Genomic DNA, 21615 nt, shown 5'->3' on the forward strand with positions numbered 1-21615 from the left:
GAGAGGGTTGGGTCAGGGGCAAGGCATCAGTCGCGAAAGCGCCCAAGTTTTCGCCGGCGGCGGGCTTTGAATTCTTGACAGAAAATCCAAACGGCGCGACGGGTTTCAGCGTCGCCCGCTCAGCCCGGCCATCCCCCGGCGCGTTCCGCACCCGGCCGAAATACTCCGAATCCATCACACGGCGCTGTAACGCTCCCGTCATTCGCACTTCCCACACTGCGCGGCTGTCGCCGGCCCGGCCGGCTCATTGTCCAGGGGAAGATCATGAAAACCGCAATGGCGCTGGCCGTGGCGATGGCGCTGGCCGGCTGTGCCGAGGTGGCGGCCGCGCAGGTGCGCATCACCGAGTTCATGTACAGCGGCAACGGACCGGAGTTCGTCGAGATCACCAACACGGGTGCCGCCGCGGTCGATCTCGCGGGCTGGAGTTTCGACGACGACAGCGGAGTGGCCGGCAGCTTTGCCATCGGCGCCCTGGGCACCCTGGCCCCGGGCCAGTCCGCACTCATCACCGAAGGCGATGCGACGGCGTTCCGCACGGCCTGGGGGCTGTGCGCGGCGGCCAAGGTCGTCGGCGGCAACGGCCACAATCTCAGCCGCAACGACGTCATCAACATCTATGACGCCGCCGGCGCCCAGGTCGACAAGCTGCGCTACGGCGACCAGAACTTCCCGGGCAGCCTGCGCACGCAGAACGTCGCCGGCTGGGTTTCAGCCCTGGGCCTGGGCGCCGATACGATTGCGCAGTGGACGCTGGCCAGCATCGGCGATGCGGAGAACTCGCGCGCCTCCAGCAGCGGTGACGTCGGCAGCCCAGGCCTGAGCACGCGCGCCGCGCAGCCGTTCGATCCCTGCGCGCCGCTGGGGCCGCGCCTGCGCATCACCGAATACCTGTACGACGGCCCGGACGGCGAGTTCGTCGAATTCACGAATGTCGGCGACAGCCCGGCGGATCTCAGCGGCTGGAGCTTCGACGACGACAGCAATATCGCCGGCACAGTCAGCCTGAGCGCCTTCGGCACGGTGCAGCCCGGCGAATCCGTGCTGTTCACCGACAGCACGGCGGCCGCATTCCGCAACGCCTGGAACCTGTGCAGCGCCGTGAAAGTGATCGGCGGCAACACCGTGGGCCTGGGCCGCGCGGATCAGATCAATCTCTATGACAGCACTGGCCAGCGCGTGGACCGCCTGACCTACAACGACCAGGCCATCGCCGGTTCCATCCGCACCAAGGACAAGAGCGGCTGGGTTTCCGCCGCCGGTCTCGGCGCGGACCAGATCCTGGAATGGACCTTGTCCGCCAGCGGCGACGCCGAAGCGTCGCGCAGCTCCAGCGGCGGCGCGGTCGGCAGTCCGGGCCGCAGCACGCGCGCGCTGTTCGACTTCGATCCCTGCGCCGGCAGCAGCGGTGCGCCGGTGGTCACGGTCGACGTGGCGCAGACCACGCGCCGGCTGGATCTCGCGGTCAATGGCGGCGGCGCCGTCGCGGCGACGATCGGCGACGCCACGGATCCGGCCCTGCACGACGGCATCGTGCTGCGCCTGGGCGATCCCGATGGCGACGTGTCCGCGCTGAGTCTGAGCCTGGACAGCAGCAACCCGGCGGTCGTCGCCGATTCGGGCCTCGCCCTCAGCGGCAGCGGCGATACGCGCACCTTGCGCATCACGCCGGCCGGCGTGGGCTACAGCACCATCACCGTGCGCGCCACCGACGCGAACAACCTGAGCGGCAGCTACGTGATCGCCTATGCCGCCGCGGCGGCCGGCGGCGCGGGCACGCGCCATTTCACCGGCGCCAGCGATGCGTCGGCCGCCATCGACAGCGGCGACCATATGCTGGTCGCCGACGACGAAGGTCAGCGCCTGCGCCTGTATCCGCGCGATGCCTCGGGCCTGGCCGAGAACGGCTTCGATTTCACGGCTGCGCTGGGCCTTACCGATATTGACGGTGGCACGCCGCGCGAAGTCGATATCGAAGGCGCCGCGCGCGACGGCGACCTGATCTACTGGACCGGCTCGCATTCCAACAAGAAGGACAACGGCGCGGCCCGGCCCAACCGCCAGCGCATCTTCTCCACCCGGATCAGCGGCTCGGGCGCGCAGACCGCGCTGAGCTATGTCGCACGCTACGATCATCTGCGCACCGACCTGCTCAACTGGGATCATGCCAACGGCCACGGCCTCGGCGCCGACGCGCTGGGCCTCAGCGCCAGCGCCGCGACCGGCGTATGGCCCGAACGCATCGACGGCTTCAATATCGAAGGCCTGGCCCTGGCGCCGGATGCGGAAGGCCTCTACATCGCCTTCCGCGCGCCGCTGCTGCCGCTGGACCAGCGCAACAAGGCGCTGGTGATCCACGCGGCCAATCTGCGCAGCGTGATCGCCGCCGCGCCGCCGGGCGGTTCCGCTGCCGCCGGCAGCCTGCAATTTGCCGCGCCCATCGAGCTGGATCTGGGCGGCCGCGGCATCCGCGATATCGTGCGCATGGCCACTGGTGCCTATCTGCTCGCCGCCGGCCCGGTCGCCGCTGCCACGGGTACGGCGCCGGCGGATTTCCGCCTGTATGCCTGGAGCGGCAATGCTGCCGATGCGCCGCAACTGCTGCAGGCCGATCTTGCCGTGATTACCGCCGCAGGCAGCCTGGAAACGCTGGTCAATGCGGGCAGCCTCTCCGGCGGCGAGGGCGTGCTGGAACTCGTGTCCGACAGCGGCGACAGCGTCTGGTACAACGACGGCGTGATCGCCAAGGACCTGCCCGAGGTGCGCCAGCGCAAGTTCGTCGGCGGCCGCGTCACGCTGGATATTCCGGCGGCGGTGAATGACCGGCTGTTCGTGGACGGTTTTGAACAGCCCTGAGCGGGCGGCGGTCTGGCAATCGTCGGGATCAGGCAGGAAACCGGCGGCGGGTATTTTCGCCGCCGGTGGTCATCCGAAAGAAGCGCCGTTGGCAAAGCAGTGCGGCGTGCATCCGCGCCAGCGCTGATTTGCCGATACGCCGACACAACGGTGCCTCCGCGTCCGGTCGCGCGCCGGCAGAAGGAGTCCTGCAGATCGGCGCGAACAGTCATCGCGCCGAGCCGCGCCGGTTTCGCTGTTTCGCATCACCCCGCGCCACGGTCCGCCGCGCGATTTCCGCGGCGAATTCGTCCAGATCCACCGCGTCCGTGTTCGCCAGCAGAACCAGCGTGATATCCGCATCGACCAGGCGGAACAGCTGCGTCTGCGCGCCCATGATGCGGCCGGGCCGCTTGACGACGTGCTGCGTGCGGCCGCCGATGTTCATGTCATACGACCAGACGCCGTAGCCGTAGTCATCCAGTCCGGGCGTGGTCATCAGCGCCAGCGAGGCGGGCTTGAGCAGCCTGCCGCCGAACAGCGCATTGGCGAAGGCGAGTACATCGTCGGCCGTGGCATACAGGCTTCCGGCGGCGTACCAGTTTTCCGCGTAGACGGGCAGATCGTCGGCCAGCGCGTTCAGATCCTCGCGGAACATGTAGGTGCGCGCCAGCCGCGGCACGATAACGCCCTGGCGCGGCAGACCCGTGTGCTTCAGGCCCAGCGGCCGGAATATGCGTTCGGCCAGCAGCTGTTCGTAGCGTTGGCCGCTGACGGCTTCGAGTATCCGGCCCAGCACGATGTAGTCGCAGTTGTTGTAGTCGAATACCGCCCCCGGTTCGGCAACCCGGTCGCCGCTGCAGAAATTCGTCAGCAGCTGCGCGCTGGTCGCAGGTTTCTGGTACGCCGGGATGCCCTGCGTCAGCGCCGTCTGCAGATCCTTGACCTGATCGAAATTGGGCAGGCCGGAGGTATGGTTCAGCAACTGGTGCAGCGTCGCCCTGCCGCCGCTGCCGGCGTAGTCGGGCAGGTAGTCGCGGATGGTCTTGTGCAGATCGAGCCGGCCCTGTTCCGCCAGCTGCAGCACGAGCACGGCGGTATACGCCTTGGTGATCGAGGCGATGCGATAGGCGGTATCCGGCGTATTGGGCACGCCGAAGGCGATATCGGCCAGGCCGAAGCTCTGGCGGAACACCGGCTTGCCGTGCTCCTGCGCGAGGATGGTGCCGCTGAACCGGTGTTCGCGGGCGTAGCGGGCGATGAAGTCCGTGGGCACGGCGGCCTGCGCCGGCAGCAGCGGTGCCAGCAGCAGGACGAACCGGCAAAATCCTTTGTTCATGGCGATTCCGGCAGTCGCGGCCACGCCGCGGTGCAGGAGCGGATACGGGGTTGGCGGGGGCGGTTGCAGCATCGGGCGGATTTTTCCGGGCGGCAGTGATGCCGCTGGCGGCCGGACCCGGTTGCAGGTTGATTGCGGCGCCCAGGCCTACCGCCGCCGCCGTCAGTAGAACTGGCACGACCAGCGCCATTCCCCGCTGGCCGAGCGGAAGAAATAGCCGATGCCGTTGTCGGCCCACATCCAGTTCACCTTTTCCTCCAAACCGACCTGGAAGACGAATTCGTCCAGGCCGCCGGTGCCGTGCTGGATCTCGCAGGGATAGCCGCCGACCTTGGTCGCGCGGTAGCGCTCGAAGTCGTTGAAGAAAGCGTCGTTGGCGGCGTCGTCCTCGTTCACGGCGCTGAGATCGACGAGATTCCAGGTTGTCTCCCAGCCGGGCGCATCGTCGTCCACCCGCTGCCAGCGGATCGGAAACGGCCGGTAGGGATGGGCCCGCGCCGGCAGCGGGCGCAGCCCTTCCAGCGCGGCGTATTCGCGGATCAGCCAGCCTTCGCCGTGCGGCTTGCCGAACGGGTAGTGGTGCAGATTGTGGAAAAGTACCAGCAGCGCCACGCCGTCCAGCGCCGGCGGGCGCCAGGGCAGTTCGTCGGTGCGGATCTGCAGCAACGGGAACATCGGTTCGCCATCGTGGAAGGGCAGCTCCTCGCCGGAATGGCCTACGCCGCGGCAGAACCACGACGTGACCGGATCTTGCGGCGGCCGGAAGCCGCCGACCTGGGCCACCGAGGCCGGATGCAGCAGGCGGCGCAGTTCATCCAGCGTCTGCCGGGCGCGGAGATCCATGACTGTGCATCAGCCGGCGCTGAGCAGCGGACGGTTGAGTTCCGTCTGCCACTGTGCCGGATCCGCGCCGGATTCCGGGCCGCTGAGATAGCGCTCCCACAGATTCGCCGCCGGCTTGTGGCCGCTGTTTTCGATCCAGCCCATGAACTCGCCCCAGGCGCCGCCCAGGTCTTCGTAGCCGCCGCGATAGATCGTGCGCGCCACCGCGCCGGCCGGCAGCTGGCCGGGCTGGACGCGACCCGCCGGCGCGATGGGCCGGGTGACGGGAAAGCCCAGCTCGAAATCGAACGTGGCATCCGGCGCGCGCAGGTGGTGGCTGAACAGCGGGCCGGCCGGGCCGGCTTCCTGTGCGCCGATCGCGCCCAGCAGTTCCTGCACGGCCGGGCCCATGATGTGCGGCATCTGCTCGCGCGGAATGGTGAAGCGGATGACGGCGACCTGCTGCGGCACGGCCTGGACGATCTGCGGGGTGTCGATCATGGGGCGGCTCCGGGCGCCGGCATGGCGCGGAAGCTTGCCATCATGCCCCGCGTGCGGCCGGCGTCAAAGGGAATTTATCGCCGGCCGCGCAAAAGCGGCATTGTCGCAACGGCGGCTCAGCAGGCGCCGCTGAGCTGGTTGTAGCGGCGCTGCATTTCCTCGGCCGAGACCGTCTCTATGCTGTGGCCTATGTTCCAGCGATGGCCGAACGGATCGCGGATGGTGCCCGAGCGTTCGCCGTAGAACTGGTCCTGCGGCGGCATCAGCACTTCGGCGCCGGCGGCGACGGCGCGGGCGATGAGGGCGTCGGCATCGTCCACATGCAGGTGCAGGCTGACGCTGGTGCCCGCGGCCGGGTCCGGGCGGCGGATGTTGTACTCGGGATATTCCTCGGCCAGCATCAGCACGCCGGCGCCGATATCGACCTCGATATGGCCGATGCGGCCGCCGGGTTCGACCAGGCGCAGCTTTTCCTCGCCGCCGAACACGGCGCAGTAGAACTTGCTGGCGGCGTCGGCATCGGCGACGCAGAGGTAGGGAAACAGTTCGTGCACGGCCATGGCGTTGCTCCTGTCGGATGGTGTGCGAAAGCCTAAAGCGCGGCCTCGCCGCGGTATTGGACGAAATTGCCGGGCGGCGGCAGCGGCACATGCGCGCCGTTGCGCGGCGTGCAGCGGCGCCAGGCCTGCGGTGTCAGCCCGGTCAGCGCGCGGAACTCGCGGTTGAAATGCGCCTGGTCGCTGTAGCCGGCCTGCAGCGCGAGTTCGGCCCAGGCGATGGACGGCGGCGCGTGCAGCACCTGCTGCAGCCGTTGCACGCGCGCAAAGCATTTCGGTGCCAGGCCGGTTTGGGCGCGGAACAGCGCGATGAAGCGCTTGTGGCTGCAGCCGCTGGCCTGCACCAGCGGTGCCACTGCGCCGCCGTCGCGCAGCGCGGCGATGGCCTGGGCCACCGGCGGCTGCATTGCGCGCACCGGCCGCAGCCGGCGCAGCAGGAACGCCTGCAGCAGGGCGATCTGGCGCGCTGGTGCGGTTTCCCCCGCCAGGCGCTGCAGCAGCGTTTCCGCCGCGCCGCCGCAAAGGTCGGCCAGCGGCACATGCCGGTTGCTCAGTTCGTCCGCGTTACAGCCGAACAGCGCCTGCGCCGCGCCCGGCAGCAGCAGTACGCCGACCGAGCGCGAGGATTCGGAAACATCCTTGAAATACGGCCTGTCGTGCGCGCCGGCGACGACGGCGTGGCCGATGTGGCGCGCCGGCGCGGCGCCTGCATCCGCGTACAGGCGCACACCGGCGCCGTCCAGGCGCAGCGCCAGATGCATCTGCCCGCCTGGCAGCACCTGCTCGCGCTGGCCGGGCCTGGCCGGCGACGCCGGGCTGGCCCAGAAGGACTGGACGTACGGAGCGAGCGCGGCGGCGGTCGGGGCGATCAGCATGCGGCCAGTGTAGCGGCTCGCGGCGGGCTGCTGGCATCGGCGGGCCGGCGACACGGCAGTGCATGCAACCACTGTTGCGGCCGCGACCAGGAGAAATCCGATGGAACGAACCGGGCATTCGGCGGCGGGCATTCTTTCGTTCGTCGCTGCACTGATCGCGCGGATCTCTCTGGGCGCGCCGGTCTTCAGCGTGCTGGATACGCTGAAACGCTACGGCCCCGACGCCAGCAATTCGCAGGACGCAATGCTGCTGATCGGCTTTCTGGTGCCGGGGCTGGTCGGCGGCGCGCTGCTGGGGCTGATCCTGGGTGTGGTCGGCTGGTGCAGCGGCGGCGCAGCCGCGTGTTCGCCGGGCTGGGTGTCGGTATCAGCGGCGTGCTGCTGACGGTCACGGCTTTCCTGGCGCTGGTCGGTCACGCGGTGCCGCAGTGAGTAGGTGCGGGTACGGCCTGACGGCACTGTGTCGACGCAGGGATCCGGCGGTTGCTCCAGCTGGCGGAGCAGGCTGCCCCGGCGAGAGCCGGCTGGTTTTTGTCTGGGCCAGCGACCGCTGCACCCTGCGCCGCGATCGGATACCTGGGCCCAGACCAAGCCGCTGCGCAAACTGCGCCGGCGCGACTACGGCCTGCGCCGGGTGCTGGTGGTCGACGACAGCCCGGAAAAGCACACGCGCAATTACGCCAACCTGGTCGCGGTGCAGGCATTTGAAGGCGATCCGGCCGACGACGAACTGCCGCGGCTCGCGCGTTATCTGGAACAGCTGGCGCCGGAGCCGGACCACCGGCGGGTGGAAAAGCGGCGCTGGCGGCGGCGTTGTGGCCAGCGGCGGCGGCCGTTTCCGTAAGATGGGCAGCGGCAGATGCTGCCGCTGCCGAAGCGGATGCCCGCTTCACCAGCGACGGCATCGGAAAGACAGGTTCAGCACTGCCGGCCGCGCGTCCATCGGCGTACGCGCGGCCGGCACCGAGGGCTACTGGCAGGGCCCGTTGCTGGTCCACGGCTGGCCGGAACCCGCGCCGCCGCTGTTGGTGGCCGGATCCTGGTTCTGCGTCCACCAGTTGGCCGTGTAGTTCACATTGTTGCGGCTGACCTTGTTGCCGCCCACGTATACCGCCGTGGCGCTCCAGGCCGGCTGGCAATTGCCGCCGCCCCCGCCGCCGTTGATGCGATTGGTCACGTTCACCGCGTTGCCGCCGGCCGACAGATAGACCGGGCTCGCCGGCGTGAACGTGGCCGCACCGGGGGCCGACAGGGTATAGCCGGCCGCGAGCACGGCGCCGCTGAGTGCGGTCTCGCTGAGCGTGCAGGTCTCGCCGCTGAGCAGCCCGCCGATGGCGCCGCCGGCCGGCGGGCGGAACGTCGCCGTGCGCGTGCCGGAGGTGGTGCAGACAGCCTGCACGGTGATGTTCGGATGCGTGGTGATCTTGCTCGTGTCGCCGGCATAGACCGCGGTGAAGGACAGCGAGGCCGGCACGGGATCCACCGGCCCGGTGGCGGCCTTGAAGGTGTTGTAGAACTGGAACGCCGTCTGCGGCGCCTGCGAATACTCGCCCAGCGGCCCGCTGCCGGGCCGGTCGCGCTGCAGTGCCCAGTACGACAGATGGCCGACGCCGTTCTGCTGGGCGAACTGGGTCAGCGTGACGGCGTCGGCGGTGGTGAAAGTCTCGCCCGCGACATCGTTGTTGCCGATCATCGGCGTGAGGCCCAGCAGGGCCCAGCGCTGCGCCGCCGTCTTGGACGGATAGATCGTCGCAAACTGCGCCACCGCGGCGTTGGCCGCGGAGATCGACAGCTGGGCCATGCTGGAACCGTTGTGGTAGGAGCCGCCGAAGTCCATCACCATCAGGTTGACCACGTCGATCACCGCACCGGCCTGGGCCGCGCTCTGCACGGCGGCGACGCCGAAATGATCCAGCCCGCCGCCGCCCCAGCTTGGGTGTACCGGCGAGGCGGGCAGGGTCAGCGATACATACAGGTTCGGAAAGCGCTGCCGCAGTGTCTTGATCGCGGCGTTGCGCGTGGTGTTCAGGGCGCTGTTGCCGAGCTGGCCGCCCTCCACGTCGAAGTCGATCGCGCGCACGCCGGTCTGCTGCAGCATGTTGCCGATGAGATCGCTGAGCTGGGTCGCGCTGCAGGTCGATTCCAGATAGGTGCCGTTCGCGCCGCCGAAGGAAATGATGACCTTGCCGCCGGCGTTCTGGAATGCCGTGATATCGCTCTGCATGCCGGAAATGGAATTGTCCGTGGTACAGCCGCCGGCGCTGACGACGAAGGCCAGCGTGGCGGCCTGCAGCCCCATCTTAGCGCGCGCATCCATCAGGCTGGTGACCGCATAGGTCGGGTTGCCTGCGCCCCAGGTATAGAAATACGGCGCCAGCTGCGCCGCACCCGCGGTCGCGCTGGTGGCGAGCAGGGCCGCGCCCAGCGCCAGGCGCGATGACATCGATTGCATGGTTTTCATCCGGTTCCTCCCTAGGCGCGGCTCGTTGTGGTGGCCTGGCGGATTTCCGCGTAAATCCGCCGGCATCGGTTGTCGGATAGCCGCCGCCGCGGGAGACGCGGCCGCATCCGTCCGGACATGGATGACATCGTTGTCATCACTTGCAGCAAACGCCTGCGATACCGGTCGGTGCAAATTACTTTGTGGGATAAGTGACCGGATTCACTTAATCCATTCGTTGTGCCTTGTGTGGCGGATTGATGCACGGGCTGCGGAATCGCGGACTGCCCTGGGGGCAAATTCGTGTGCGGCATGGTCGGATAGCGGCGCCGCCTTGTGCAGCGGGACATGCGGAGTGGCGGAGCCGCGACGATGCCGGCCGTGGCAGGCCGATGCCCGGCGCGCCGGGATCGCAGACTGGACAGCCGGAGGCGGCGGTGCGCAAAACCCAGGTAGTTCCGGTGCTCGGCATGGCTGCGGGCGTGTGACCGGAGTTGGCAGCGGCGGCGCCGGGTCCGGCGTTGCCGATGGCCGGCCCGCAATCGGACTGCCGACGCTGGCAAAGCTCCGGCGCATCGGCGTGGCCGGGCGATGGCGTGATGCGCGGGACTGCCGGTGCGCGCAAAGCCCTTCGCTGCGGCGCATTCGCTGCTGCCCGCCGCTGGCCCCGGCCGGCGCCGTCTGTCGTAAGCTGGAAACGGGCAGCCCTGCGGCCCGCCGGCACGCAGCGGTGCGTGCATCCCACCTCTTAGGCCGAAATCTCCCGACCATGAAAACCGCCGCCGTGCTGCTGCTGTGCCTTGCCACCCTCGACGCGCTTGCCATGCGCGGCCCGGATGTGACCTGCGAATCCCGCGACAACCAGCGCACCGTATGCCGCATTCCCGGCGACGGCCCGGTGCACCTGCTGCGGCAGCTCAGCGATGCGCCTTGCATAGAGAACCGCAGCTGGAGCCGCACCAGCGAAGGTATCGACGTCGACAACGGTTGCCGCGCCGTCTTCGCCACCGTCGTGCCCGAGCCCGAACCGGCCAACCGCAACACCTATGTCGATCTGATCGATGCGGAGGCCGAAGGCGCCCGCGCCGCGCTGCTGGAACGCGGCTATACCCCGGTGCGCAGCGAAAAGGGCGACAGCGAAGGCGAACTGCGCCACTTCTTCCGCACCCCGGGGCGGCCGGCCTGCCTGCGCGCCGTCGAGCGCGGCGGGAAATATCGCGATGTGGACGGGGTCGTGGCAGACGAATGCCTCTAGCCCGGAGCAAATGCGCGCCAGGCGGCCCGCCGGGTGCGAACGGCACGCGCTGTTCGGTGCGGTGCGTTGGACGGCGGTGCCGGGCCAGTGAATTTTTCGGAAATGATTCAGTGCCGCGCGGAAGATCCGATGGCAGCGGGAATCTGCGTCGCGTGCTCCGACGGCAGCTGGATCCGAACGGCGGGTAACGGAGCTTGCGGCGGGTCAGAGCTGCGCATGGATGGTCGCAAACGCATTGTCGTCGCGCTTGTACTCCGGCCGCGGCGCCGCGAAGGTTTTCTCCAGCACGCTGACATCCCGCATCCGCTCCACCCGGAAGAACTTCCACCCCTGCGGCTTGCCCGAATCGCTGCCGCCCGACACCTGATAAGCGCATAGTGTCGTTTGCCCCTGGCTGTCGATGCCATAGGTATGCGGCTCGACAACGCGCGCATGGCCGGCGTAGATGAAGCGGAGCAGGTGGCGGCGGTGGATGGCTTCGGCGATGCTCACTGGCCTGCGTCACAAGCTGGGAAAGGGACGGCGGATTCTGCCGTCGCGCGTGAGGACGATCCGGCAGGGATCATCGTCCCAGCTCTGTGAAGCGGAGTTGCACGACCAGATGGCGCGCGAAGTCCGACGGCTTTACGGATACTGGCTGCCGGATTCCGCGACGAGAACGGACTGCGCGGCTGCGCCTTGTCTGGTGGGGTGCGTCAGCCGCCCTGCGTCAACGCCTGCAACAAATCCGCCTGGTTCTCCTGCGTCAGCCGCTGGACCAGGTCGTCCATGTCGCCTTCGATGATTTCAGGCAGGCGGTACAGGGTGAGTCCTTCGACGCGGTGGTCGGTGATGCGGCCCTGGGGGAAGTTGTAGGTGCGTATGCGCTGGCTGCGGTCGCCGGAGCCGACCTGCAGGCGGCGGTTCTCGGCCTGTTCGGCCTGCTGCTTGGAGCGTTCGCTGTCGAGCAGGCGGGCCTTCAGCAGGGAGAAGGCGCGGGCGCGGTTCTTGTGCTGGCTGCGCTCGTCCTGGCATTCGACCACGATGCCGGTGGGCAGGTGGGTGAGGCGGATGGCGGAGTCGGTCTTGTTGACGTGCTGGCCGCCGGCGCCGGAGGCGCGGTAGGTATCGACCTTCACGTCGGCATCGCGGATTTCCACGTCGTCCACCTCGTCCATCTCCGGAAGGATCGCCACGGTGGCGGCGGAGGTATGGATGCGGCCCTGCGCTTCAGTCGCGGGCACGCGCTGCACGCGGTGGGTGCCGGATTCAAATTTGAGGCGCGCATAGGCGCCCTTGCCTTCGACGCGGGCGATGACTTCCTTGTAGCCGCCGTGCTCGCCGGGACTGGCCGAGATGATTTCCACGTTCCAGCGCTGGCGCTCGGCGTAGCGGCTGTACATGCGGAACAGGTCGCCGGCGAAGATGGCGGCCTCGTCGCCGCCGGTGCCGGCGCGCACTTCCAGGAACAGGTTGGCATCGTCGCGCGGATCCTTGGGGATCAGCAGGATCTGCAGCTCTTTTTCCAGGGTTTCGCGCTGTGCCTGCAGTTCCGGGATCTCGGCCTCGGCCAGCTCCTTCATCTCCGGATCTTTCAGCAGGTTCTGCGCGGCGGCGAGGGCGGCTTCATTGGCGTCGTAGGCCTTGAGCGCGGCGGCGACGGGTTCGAGCTGGGCGTATTCGCGGTTCAGCGCGCGGAAGCGGTTGCTGTCGGCAGCGGCGTCGGGCTGGGCGAGCAGGGCGCCGACTTCCTCGAAGCGTTCGGCCAGCTGTTCCAGTTTGCGGCGGATGGAGGGACTCATGCGTCCTTGTCGTCGTTGGCGGCGGCGCGGTCGAACAGGCGGGCGGCGGCCTGGATCAGTTCGCCGTCGCCGCGCAGCGCCGCTGCGCGCAGGTTGGCGCTGGGCGCGTGCAGCAGCTTGTTGGTCAGGGTGTTGGCAAGGAAGGCCAGGGCTTCCTCGGCGCTGCGGCCGCGGGCAAGCAGGGCGGTGGCGCGGGCCAGCACGTCGTCGCGCTCGGCTTCGGCCTGGCGGCGCAGGTCCTGCACCGGGTTGCCGCGGTCCAGCGCGCGGCGCCAGGCCATGTAGCGTTCCACTTGCAGCTCGATGATGGCCTCGGCTTCGCGTGCGGCGGCTTCGCGCGAGCGCAGGTTTTCGTCGATCACCTGCTTGAGGTCGTCGATGGTGTAGAGATAGGCGTCGTCGACCTGGGCCACGCCGGCCTCGATATCGCGCGGCACGGCGATGTCGACCAGGAACATGGGCTTGCGCCGGCGCTGCCTGAGCGCGGCCTCGACCATGGCGCGGGTGAGTACCGGTTCGCGGCTGGCGGTGGAGGAGATGACGATATCGGCCTCGGCCAGGTGCGCGGGCAGGTCGCTCAGGGCGATGGCGTAGCCGCCGCAGCGGTGGGCCAGGTTCTGCGCGTTGTCCAGGGTGCGGTTGGCGACGATGAGGCGGCGCACCTTCGCATCGCTCAGATGCCGCGCGGCCAGTTCTATGGTTTCGCCGGCGCCGATCAGCAGCACGCAGGCGCCGGCCAGGTCGGCGAAGCGCTGCTCGGCCAGGCGCACGGCGGTATACGCCACGGAAACCGGGCTGGCGCCGATGCGCGTATCGGTGCGCACGCGCTTGGCCACGGCGAAGGTGTGCTGCAGCATGCGCTCCATCGGGGCCTTCAGCGTCTGCGCGGTGCGCGCGAGCTGGTAGGCGTCCTTCACCTGGCCCAGGATCTGCGGCTCGCCCAGAACGAGGGAGTCCAGCCCGGTGGCGACGCGGAACATATGCCTCACCGCTGCTTCATCGTCGTGCCGGTAAAGGAACTCATCGAGCCTGCCCAGGTTCAAGTGATGGTGGCGGTGCAGCCACTCCGACGGCACCACCTGGGCGCCATCGGCGACCGAACAGTACAGCTCGGTGCGGTTGCAGGTGGACAGGATCAGGGCTTCCTCGACGCCGGCCTGGGCGGCCAGCTCTTCCAGCGCCGGCCGCGCCTGTTCCGGCCCGAACGCGATGCGTTCGCGCAGGTCCAGCGGGGCGGTGACGTGATTGAGACCGAGGGCTAGCAATGCCATGGATGACGGGGCCGCGCGGGCAACAATCAGCTAAGCTTTGTCTGCATGAGGGCTGGCGGTCACCCGGAATACGGCAAACAGGCTGCCGCGCCGCACAAAATCGCGGCTAGTGTGAGGTCGCAGTCCGGCAAGATCAAGCAAGCCCGCCTCCGCGGCGGGGCAACGGTAACGGTGGATGTGGATGAAATTTCAGCGTGAAAGACGCGGCGCGGCGACGGTTTTCGGGGTTGTCGGCGCCTGTCTGCTGCTGGCCGCCTGCGGCAACGTGCCGCTGCGCCAGCAGGCCGCGGCCCAGCCCGGCCAGGCCGCGGCACCCGCGACCAAGGTCGAAGACGACCTGCTCGCCCAGCTGCTGGCGGGCGAATTCGCCCTGGGCCGGGCCGATCTCTCTGCCGCGGCCGCCAGCTATGCCCGCGCCGCCGGGTTGAGCCAGGACCCGGCCGTGGCCGCCCACGCCACCCGCGTCGCCCTGGTGGCCAAGGACTGGACGCTGGCGCGGCAAAGCCTGAACCGCTGGTGTGCGCTCAAGCCCGACGACCCGGGCCAGGGCCAGGTCGAAGCCAGCCTGGCCATGAGCGACGGCAATGCCGAGGCCGCCTACCAGGCCCTGGCCAAGCTGCTCGTGCTGCCGGACCAGCAGGGCTGGCGTCTGCTCGGCCAAGTCCTGCTCGGCGCCAGCGACAAGACCGCCGCGGCCACCCTGCTGCAGCGCCTGGCCACGCCGCTGAGCCTGGCCGGTGCCAACGAGGAAACCTGGGTGGCCATGAGCCAGCTGGCCTTCAAGCTCGGCGACAAGGCCCACGCGCGCAGCCTGGCCGACGCGGCCCTGAAGAAATTCACCAGCGCACAGACGTATGCCTGGTCGGCGCAGATGGCCGCCGAGGACGGCGACAAGGCCCGCGCCGGCCGCGATTACCAGGAAGCGATCAAGCGCGCGCCCAAGGACATCCGCCTGCGCGCGGCCTATGCGCTGATGCTGGGCCAGCAGGGCGAGAACAAGGCCGCGGCCAAGCTGCTCGCCGACGGCCCCCAGGACGACTACAGCTACGCCGCACGCGCGGCCTACGTGGCGCGCAGCAACGACAAGGCGCTGATCCAGTCGCTCTACGACGAGATGAAATCGCGTCCCGAGGACGAGCGCCTTTCCCGCGCCCATCTGCTGGGCCAGCTGGCCGAGATGCTGGAACAGAAGGCGACCGCGCTGACCTGGTACCAGCAGGTCAGCAGCGACGACGAGGACTGGTTCGACAGCCAGGTGCGCATCGCCGTGCTGCTGGACGACCAGGGCAAGCGCGACGCCGCCATGACCCTGGCGCACGAGCTGCAGCAGCGCGTCGGCGACGAGCCGGAGCACCTGGGCGATGCCTTCCTGCTGGAAGCCGAACTGCTGTCCAAGCACGAGGCCCACGACGACGCCCAGGCCGCCTACGGCCGCGGTCTCAAGCAGCTGCCGCGCGACACCCGCCTGCTTTATGCCCGCGCCCTGCATGCGGCGGCGAACGGCCGTACGGCCCAGGCCGAGGCGGATCTGCGCCAGGTGCTGGAGATCAAGCCCGGCGACCTCGATGCCATGAACGCGCTGGGCTATACCCTGGCCGATGCCGGGCAGAAACTGGACGAGGCCCAGGGCCTGATCGAACAGGCGCTCAAGGCCAAGCCCGACGATGCGGCCGTGATCGACTCCTACGGCTGGGTGCAGTACCGCCGCGGCAACCTGGCCGAGGCCGAGAAGGCGCTGCGCCGCGCTTTCGAGAAGCAGTCCGACAGCGAGATCGCCTCGCACCTGGGCGAAGTGCTGTGGGTGCAGGGCAAGCACGAGGAAGCGCGCCAGATCTTCGAGCAGGCGCGCAAGAAGGACGCCAAGAACAAGGCCCTGGTGGAAGCCATGCGGCGGCTGGGGGTCTGATGCGCAGCTATCGTGGTCATTGGCGCAGCGCGCTCCTGCTGCTGCCGCTGCTGGCCCTGGCCGCCTGCGCGCCGCAGCGCATACGCCAGGATGACGCCACCCTGGGCGCCCAGTCTGCGCGCGAGGCGGCGCTACTGGCGCAGACCCATTGGCAGCTCAGCGGCCGCATCGCCGTCAGCAACGGCGACGACGGCGGCAATGCCGATGTGGAATGGCAACAGCAACGCGACCGCTACGACCTGCGCCTGCGCGCGCCGGTGACCGGCAAGAACTGGCGCCTGCACGGCGACGCCCGCTCGGCCACGCTGGAAGGCGCGCGCGAACAGGCGCTGCACGGCTCCAATGCGGCCGAACTGCTCGCCCGCGAGGTCAACTGGCAGCTGCCGGTGAACGAGCTGGAATACTGGGTGCGCGGCCTGCGCGCGCCGGGCCCGCGCGCCGAGCTGGTGTTCGACGCGCAGCAGCGCCCGGCCACCTTGCAGCAGTCGGGCTGGACCATTGAATACCGCGACTATTTCAGCGACCGCGAGCCGGCCCTGCCGCGCAAGGTGTTCGCCACCAAGGGCAAGCACCGCGTGCGCCTGTTCATCGAGTCCTGGCAGGTCCAATGACTGAATGGACCGCCTGGCCGGCGCCGGCCAAGCTCAATCTGTTCCTGCACATCACCGGCCGGCGCGCGGACGGCTATCACCTGCTGCAGACGGTGTTCCAGCTGCTGGACCGCGGCGACACCATCCACCTGCGCCTGCGTACGGACGGCGTCGTCGCGCGCAGCAGCGAGCTGGCCGGCGTGCCGGCCGAGGCCGACCTGGTCGTGCGCGCCGCGCGCCTGCTCAAGCCGCATGCGGCGGAACAGGCCGGCGTGGATATTGCGGTGGACAAGCGCATCCCCATGGGCGGCGGCCTGGGCGGCGGCAGCTCGGATGCGGCCAGCGTGCTGGTCGCGCTGAACCGGCTCTGGGGCTGCGGCCTGGACCAGGACGCCCTGGCGCGCCTGGGCCTGGGCCTGGGCGCCGACGTGCCGGTGTTCGTGCGCGGCCGCTCGGCCTGGGCCGAAGGCGTGGGCGAGGAACTCACCCCGGTGGAGCTGCCGCCGCGCTGGTTCGTCATTGTCGATCCCCGCGTCAGCGTGCCGACCGGGCCACTGTTCCAGGCGCCGGAATTGACACGCGCGGCGCCGCCCACCACAATTCCGCGCTTCCTTGCTGGGGCTGAGACCTCGAACGTGTTCGAGCCGGTGGTCAGCGCGCGCTACCCTGCGGTGGCCGCGGCGCTGAAATGGCTGGAACCGTACGGCCGCCCGCGGCTGTCGGGTTCCGGTGGCTGCGTCTTCGTCGACGTGGCGGCCGAGGACCAGGCGCTCGCACTGGCGGCAGCCTGCCCGCAAGGATGGTCGGCCCAGGTGGCGCGCGGCGTGAACCGCTCGCCGCTGCAGGCCGCACTGGACAGTTTTAGTGCTGGGGCGTCGCCAAGCTGGTAAGGCACGGGATTTTGATTCCCGCATTCGTAGGTTCGAGTCCTACCGCCCCAGCCACAGCTGAATCACCCGAAGCGCCGGAGCGATTTCCGGCACGTGGCGGCTTGCGGAGATTCGAATGAATACCCAGGGTTTGATGCTGTTCACCGGCAATGCGCACCGGCGACTGGCGGAGAACGTCTCCCACCGCCTCGGCGTGCCGCTGGGTAAGGCGCTGTGCGGACGTTTCTCCGACGGCGAAGTGCAGGTGGAGATCGAGGAGAACGTCCGGCGCCAGGACGTCTTCGTGATCCAGCCGACCTGCGCGCCGACGGCGGACAACTTCATGGAACTGCTGGTGCTGATCGACGCGCTCAAGCGCGCCTCGGCGGCCACGGTGACGGCGGTGGTGCCGTATTTCGGCTACGCCCGGCAGGACCGCCGTCCGCGCTCGGCGCGCGTGCCGATCACGGCCAAGGTGGCGGCGGACATGATCGGCGTGGTCGGCACCGACCGCGTGCTCACGGTCGATATCCACGCCGACCAGATCCAGGGCTTTTTCGGCATTCCTGTCGACAACGTCTATGCCTCGCCGGTGCTGCTGGCCGACATCTGGCGCAGCCAGGGCACGGACAACCTGATCGTGGTCAGCCCCGATGTCGGCGGCGTGGTGCGCGCCCGCGCGATCGCCAAGCGCCTGGACGACGCGGACCTGGCCATCATCGACAAGCGCCGTCCGCGCCCGAACGAATCGACCGTCATGAACATCATCGGCGACGTGCGCGACAAGACCTGCGTGCTGGTCGACGACATCGTCGACACCGCCGGCACCCTGTGCGCCGCGGCCAATGCGCTGAAGAAGCAGGGCGCGCGCAAGGTCGTGGCTTACTGCACCCATCCGGTGCTGTCGGGCTCGGCGCTGAGCAACATCATGAATTCGCAGCTGGACGAACTGGTCGTCACCGACACCATCCCGCTGAGTCCCGAAATCCAGGCCTGCAGCCGCATCCGCCAGCTGACGGTGGCGGAACTGCTGGCCGAAACGATACGCCGCGTGGCCTTCGGCGAATCGGTGAGTTCGCTTTACGTCGATTGAGACACTGATCGGCGCTGCGGTTTCCCTGGTCGCGGGGAAACCAACCCACCGCCGCAAGGCGGTTCATCAACCAAGGTGTTTTTCCAATGGCAAAGATTCACGAAATCCCGGCCGAGATCCGCAAGGACGAGGGGAAAGGTGCGAGCCGCCGCCTGCGTCACGCGGACGTGGTGCCGGCCATCCTGTACGGCGGCGAAGAGAAGCCGCAGAGCATCCAGTTCGTGCACAAGGACGTCTACATGGCTTCCCAGCACGAGTGGTTCTACTCCTCCATCCTGGACCTGAAGATTGCCGGCAAGAACCAGAAGGTTCTGCTGCGCGACATGCAGCGCCACCCGTACAAGCAGCGCCTGCTGCACCTGGATTTCCAGCGCGTCAATGAGAACGCCCCGCTGAAGATCCGCGTGCCGCTGCACTTCCTGAACCAGGAAAAGTCGCCGGCCGGCAAGACCGCCGGTGTGCTGGTCACGCACGAGCTGAACGAGATCATCGTCTCCTGCCTGCCGCGCGACCTGCCGGAATACATTGAAGTCGACCTGGGCAACCTGGCCGTGGGCGACATCGTCCACCTGTCCGACCTCAAGCTCCCGGCTGGCCTGGAAATCCCGGAACTGAAGCTGGGCAAGGAACACGACGTGGCCGTGGTACTGGCCAAGCTCGCCAAGGAAGAAGCCGAAGCGGCACCGGCGGAAGCGGCGGCTCCGGCCGCGGCTCCGGCCAAGGGCAAGGCGGCGGCCAAGGCTCCGGCGGCTGCGCCGGCCGCGGCGGCCAAGGCTCCGGCCAAGAAGAAGTAAGGTTTCGCGTCGTCCGACGCGGATCCGCTTCGCATGGCTCAATTGCGCCTGCTCGTCGGCCTCGGCAACCCCGGGGCCGACTACCTCAGAACCCGGCACAATGCCGGGTTCTGGTTTATTGACGCCCTGGCGCAGCAGCTGGGCGCGCGCTTCGGCGTGGAATCCAAGCTGCATGCGGAAACGGCAAAAGTTTCCATCGGTGGACAATCGGTGCTTTTGCTCAAGCCGACCACCTTCATGAACAAGAGCGGCATCGCGGTCGCATCCGCGCTGCGCTACTACAAGATCGCGGCCGAGGAAATGCTGGTCGCCCACGACGAACTGGATCTGCCGCCGGGCACGGCGCGGCTCAAGTTCGACGGCGGCCACGGCGGCCAGAACGGTCTGCGCGACATCATGGCCCATCTCGGCGACGGCAAGTTCCACCGTCTGCGCGTGGGCATAGGCCATCCCGGCCACAAGGACAAGGTCACCGGCTGGGTGCTGGGCCGGGCCGGGGCCAAGGACGAGGATGCGATCATGGCTTCGATAGGCGCCGCCTTCGACGTGCTGCCGCTGGCGCTGTCGGGCGACTTCAACGAGGCCATGAAACGCCTGCATACCGCGCCCGCGGCCAAGCCTTGATCTGATTTATCCGATTATTCCTTTTACTCTTCGAGCGGACTCCCCTCATGGGCATCAAATGCGGCATCGTCGGCCTGCCTAACGTCGGCAAGTCCACCCTGTTCAACGCGCTGACCAAGGCGGGCATCGCCGCGGCGAACTTCCCGTTCTGCACCATCGATCCCAACGTCGGCGTGGTGCCGGTGCCGGATCCGCGCCTCAATGCGCTGTCGGACATCGTCAAGCCGCAGAAGGTGATCCCGACGTCGATGGAATTCGTCGACATCGCCGGACTGGTCGCCGGCGCGTCCAAGGGCGAGGGCCTGGGCAACAAGTTCCTGGCCCATATCCGTGAAGTCGACGCGATCGCCCATGTGGTGCGCTGCTTCGAGCACAGCGACATCGTGCATGTGGCGGGCAAGGTCGATCCCATCTCCGATATCGAGACCATCGACACCGAACTGGCCCTGGCCGACCTGGAATCGGTGGAAAAGGCGCTGAACCGCGTCGAGCGCGCCGCCAAGGCCGCCGACAAGGAAGCCCTGGCCAAGCGCCCAGTGCTGCAGAAGCTCGCCGCCACGCTCAACGAAGGCAAGCCCGCCCGCGCCGCCGGCCTGGACGAGGACGAGAAGGCGCTGGTGCGCGATCTGTTCCTGCTCACGCTCAAGCCGCTCATGTACATCGCCAACGTGCTGGAGAACGGCTTCACCGACAACCCGCACCTGGACAAGGTGCGCGCCCGCGCCGCCAGCGAAGGCGCTGAAGTGGTGCCGGTCTGCGCCGCGATCGAGGAAGAACTGTCGCAGCTGGAAGATGCCGACCGCGATGCCTTCCTCAGCGACATGGGCCTGGACGAGCCCGGCCTGAACCGCGTCATCCGCGCCGGCTACAAGCTGCTGGGCCTGCAGACCTATTTCACCGCCGGCGTGAAGGAAGTCCGCGCCTGGCAGGTCAAGATCGGCGCCACCGCGCCCCAGGCCGCCGGCGTGATCCACACCGATTTCGAACGCGGCTTCATCCGCGCCGAAACCATCGCCTACGACGACTTCATCAAGTACAAGGGCGAAGCTGGCGCACGCGACGCGGGCCGCCTGCGCCTGGAAGGCAAGGACTACATCGTCAAGGAAGGCGATGTGCTGCATTTCCGCTTCAACGTCTGACGGCGGGCGCGCGGCAGGTGCGCGGGTCCGGACGGGTTTCGCCGAAGGCGCTGCGAGAGCAGCGCCTTCGGTTTCTACAGTGGAGCGCGGCGTAAGCAGCGCCTGTGGCATTTTTTTGTGACGCGGTGCTGTGCAGACGGCACCTACGGCGTTGGCGGCCTTGCTTCAGCGCAGCTCGCAGTCGTAGCGGAAGATCAGGTCGTCGCGCAGCCGGCGATCAAGGACCGCGGCGCAGATCGTTGCCGGTGAAAACCGATCATCGTGCGGTTCCGGGAAATGCCGCTGTCGCGGCTGTCGGATACCTCTCTGGCTGGTCGGCGCCAAGACAGTCCGGCGCCCGGAATGCTCCGGCGCCGGACTCTTGCGGGCTCAGGGATCGAAGCTGCAGCCACTCGGCGACGGTCTGGGGAATGGCCAGCGGCGTAGCAACGCTGCCGTTGCCGAAGCGGCCCTGCGTGTTGGCGCCCCCAGCACAACCCCCCGCCATCGTCGAGCACGACGCAGCTGCCTTCGCCGCCGAGTGCGAGGTGGCGGATCGTGCCGGAAACGTTGCTGGCGGCAATCGGCCGCAGACGGTTTGCCGCCGTGCCGTCGCCGAGCTGGCCGGAGTCGTTGTTGCCCCAGCAACTGGCCGAACAGCGCCAGTTCGGTAAGCGGCGCGGGCAGTCCGGAAATGGGCAGCGGATAGGTAGTGTGGGCCCGGGCTTGCCGCGGCAGGAATTTCCGTGATGGTGCCGGCGGCGCAGCGCTGCGTAATTGCCGGGTTCCAACGGCGAGCTGGAGCACCGGCGCGGGCTGGCCTTGTCGGCCTGGGCGGCGCGACCAGGGCCTGCAGCTGCTGCAGCGAGCGACCCCGCGACCGCCTGCGCGCGGACGGCAGCGGTGCTGCCACGCTGCAGGCGCTGGAAAACTATCCGGGGCCGC

At 68.6% G+C, this 21615-nt stretch carries 21 protein-coding genes and 1 tRNA gene; 12 read left to right on the top strand and 10 right to left on the bottom strand.

Annotated features, from left to right (window positions below; all coding sequences use genetic code 11):
- Nucleotides 1-264: 264 nt before the first annotated feature.
- Complete coding sequence (locus NM961_RS09020) at nucleotides 265-2856, top strand: DUF3616 domain-containing protein (protein ID WP_255913812.1); 2592 nt, start codon at nucleotides 265-267, stop codon at nucleotides 2854-2856.
- Between the two features lie 208 nt (nucleotides 2857-3064).
- Here NM961_RS09020 and NM961_RS09025 read toward each other — a convergent pair whose 3' ends face one another.
- The 5 genes from NM961_RS09025 to NM961_RS09045 form a co-directional block, all read right to left on the bottom strand.
- Entirely contained in the window at nucleotides 3065-4174 is a 1110-nt protein-coding gene (locus NM961_RS09025; protein ID WP_255913815.1) for a serine hydrolase domain-containing protein, read from the bottom strand.
- A 162-nt stretch (nucleotides 4175-4336) separates the two neighbouring features.
- The gene (locus tag NM961_RS09030; RefSeq protein WP_255913817.1) at nucleotides 4337-5017 is read right to left on the bottom strand and encodes a DUF1963 domain-containing protein; all 681 of its coding nucleotides are present in this window, start codon (nucleotides 5015-5017) and stop codon (nucleotides 4337-4339) included.
- A 9-nt stretch (nucleotides 5018-5026) separates the two neighbouring features.
- The gene (locus NM961_RS09035; RefSeq protein WP_255913818.1) at nucleotides 5027-5497 is read right to left on the bottom strand and encodes a GyrI-like domain-containing protein; all 471 of its coding nucleotides are present in this window, start codon (nucleotides 5495-5497) and stop codon (nucleotides 5027-5029) included.
- Nucleotides 5498-5613: 116 nt separating this feature from the next.
- Nucleotides 5614-6057 carry a VOC family protein gene (locus NM961_RS09040; RefSeq protein WP_255913820.1) on the bottom strand — a complete coding sequence of 148 codons (444 nt, stop codon included), beginning with the start codon at nucleotides 6055-6057 and terminating at the stop codon, nucleotides 5614-5616.
- Nucleotides 6058-6089: 32 nt separating this feature from the next.
- Nucleotides 6090-6929 (bottom strand): helix-turn-helix domain-containing protein, encoded by an 840-nt coding sequence (locus NM961_RS09045; RefSeq protein WP_255913821.1) that lies wholly within the window; start codon nucleotides 6927-6929, stop codon nucleotides 6090-6092.
- A 100-nt stretch (nucleotides 6930-7029) separates the two neighbouring features.
- Between NM961_RS09045 and NM961_RS09050 the strand changes: the two genes are divergently transcribed.
- On the top strand, nucleotides 7030-7314 hold the full coding sequence (locus NM961_RS09050) for a hypothetical protein (protein WP_255913823.1): 285 nt from the start codon (nucleotides 7030-7032) through the stop codon (nucleotides 7312-7314).
- Nucleotides 7315-7389: 75 nt separating this feature from the next.
- Nucleotides 7390-7773, top strand: coding sequence for an NIF family HAD-type phosphatase (locus NM961_RS09055; protein WP_255913824.1), 384 nt, complete (start codon nucleotides 7390-7392; stop codon nucleotides 7771-7773).
- 126 nt (nucleotides 7774-7899) lie between these two features.
- Here the strand turns inward: NM961_RS09055 and NM961_RS09060 are convergent, their stop codons facing one another.
- Nucleotides 7900-9381: a glycosyl hydrolase family 18 protein gene (locus tag NM961_RS09060; RefSeq protein WP_255913826.1), complete on the bottom strand. Its 1482-nt coding sequence runs from the start codon at nucleotides 9379-9381 to the stop codon at nucleotides 7900-7902.
- Between the two features lie 757 nt (nucleotides 9382-10138).
- Here NM961_RS09060 and NM961_RS09065 point away from each other — a divergent pair.
- Nucleotides 10139-10624 (top strand): DUF3011 domain-containing protein, encoded by a 486-nt coding sequence (locus tag NM961_RS09065; RefSeq protein ID WP_255913830.1) that lies wholly within the window; start codon nucleotides 10139-10141, stop codon nucleotides 10622-10624.
- 204 nt (nucleotides 10625-10828) lie between these two features.
- Here NM961_RS09065 and NM961_RS09070 read toward each other — a convergent pair whose 3' ends face one another.
- The 3 genes from NM961_RS09070 to hemA form a co-directional block, all read right to left on the bottom strand.
- Nucleotides 10829-11116, bottom strand: coding sequence for a WYL domain-containing protein (locus NM961_RS09070; protein WP_255913831.1), 288 nt, complete (start codon nucleotides 11114-11116; stop codon nucleotides 10829-10831).
- 203 nt (nucleotides 11117-11319) lie between these two features.
- Nucleotides 11320-12405, bottom strand: coding sequence for a peptide chain release factor 1 (gene prfA, locus NM961_RS09075; protein WP_255913834.1), 1086 nt, complete (start codon nucleotides 12403-12405; stop codon nucleotides 11320-11322).
- Complete coding sequence (gene hemA / locus NM961_RS09080; protein ID WP_255913835.1) at nucleotides 12402-13676, bottom strand: glutamyl-tRNA reductase; 1275 nt, start codon at nucleotides 13674-13676, stop codon at nucleotides 12402-12404. Before hemA ends, prfA begins: the two co-directional genes overlap by 4 nt.
- A 181-nt stretch (nucleotides 13677-13857) precedes the next feature.
- Here hemA and NM961_RS09085 point away from each other — a divergent pair, with 181 nt between their 5' ends.
- The 8 genes from NM961_RS09085 to ychF all read left to right on the top strand — a co-directional run bounded on the left by NM961_RS09085 (nucleotide 13858) and on the right by ychF (nucleotide 20691).
- Nucleotides 13858-15582: a tetratricopeptide repeat protein gene (locus NM961_RS09085; protein WP_255913836.1), complete on the top strand. Its 1725-nt coding sequence runs from the start codon at nucleotides 13858-13860 to the stop codon at nucleotides 15580-15582.
- A complete protein-coding gene (gene lolB, locus NM961_RS09090; protein ID WP_255913837.1) occupies nucleotides 15582-16193 on the top strand; it encodes a lipoprotein insertase outer membrane protein LolB in 612 nt (203 codons plus the stop codon). Before NM961_RS09085 ends, lolB begins: the two co-directional genes overlap by 1 nt.
- Nucleotides 16190-17062 (top strand): 4-(cytidine 5'-diphospho)-2-C-methyl-D-erythritol kinase, encoded by an 873-nt coding sequence (gene ispE, locus NM961_RS09095; RefSeq protein ID WP_255913838.1) that lies wholly within the window; start codon nucleotides 16190-16192, stop codon nucleotides 17060-17062. The genes lolB and ispE overlap by 4 nt, the downstream gene beginning before the upstream one ends.
- A tRNA-Gln gene (locus tag NM961_RS09100) sits at nucleotides 17041-17116 on the top strand. Before ispE ends, NM961_RS09100 begins: the two co-directional genes overlap by 22 nt.
- A 61-nt stretch (nucleotides 17117-17177) precedes the next feature.
- Nucleotides 17178-18134, top strand: a complete 957-nt coding sequence (locus tag NM961_RS09105; protein WP_255913840.1) for a ribose-phosphate diphosphokinase — start codon at nucleotides 17178-17180, stop codon at nucleotides 18132-18134.
- 86 nt (nucleotides 18135-18220) lie between these two features.
- Nucleotides 18221-18928, top strand: a complete 708-nt coding sequence (locus NM961_RS09110) for a 50S ribosomal protein L25/general stress protein Ctc (protein WP_255913842.1) — start codon at nucleotides 18221-18223, stop codon at nucleotides 18926-18928.
- A gap of 33 nt (nucleotides 18929-18961) precedes the next feature.
- The gene (pth, locus tag NM961_RS09115; protein WP_255913844.1) at nucleotides 18962-19552 is read left to right on the top strand and encodes an aminoacyl-tRNA hydrolase; all 591 of its coding nucleotides are present in this window, start codon (nucleotides 18962-18964) and stop codon (nucleotides 19550-19552) included.
- Between the two features lie 47 nt (nucleotides 19553-19599).
- Complete coding sequence (gene ychF, locus NM961_RS09120; protein WP_255913846.1) at nucleotides 19600-20691, top strand: redox-regulated ATPase YchF; 1092 nt, start codon at nucleotides 19600-19602, stop codon at nucleotides 20689-20691.
- 194 nt (nucleotides 20692-20885) lie between these two features.
- Here the strand turns inward: ychF and NM961_RS24290 are convergent, their stop codons facing one another.
- A complete protein-coding gene (locus tag NM961_RS24290; RefSeq protein ID WP_369334893.1) occupies nucleotides 20886-21461 on the bottom strand; it encodes an RCC1 domain-containing protein in 576 nt (191 codons plus the stop codon).
- Nucleotides 21462-21615: the final 154 nt, after the last annotated feature.

Source organism: Tahibacter harae, from assembly GCF_024437735.1.
Lineage (GTDB): Bacteria > Pseudomonadota > Gammaproteobacteria > Xanthomonadales > Rhodanobacteraceae > Tahibacter > Tahibacter harae.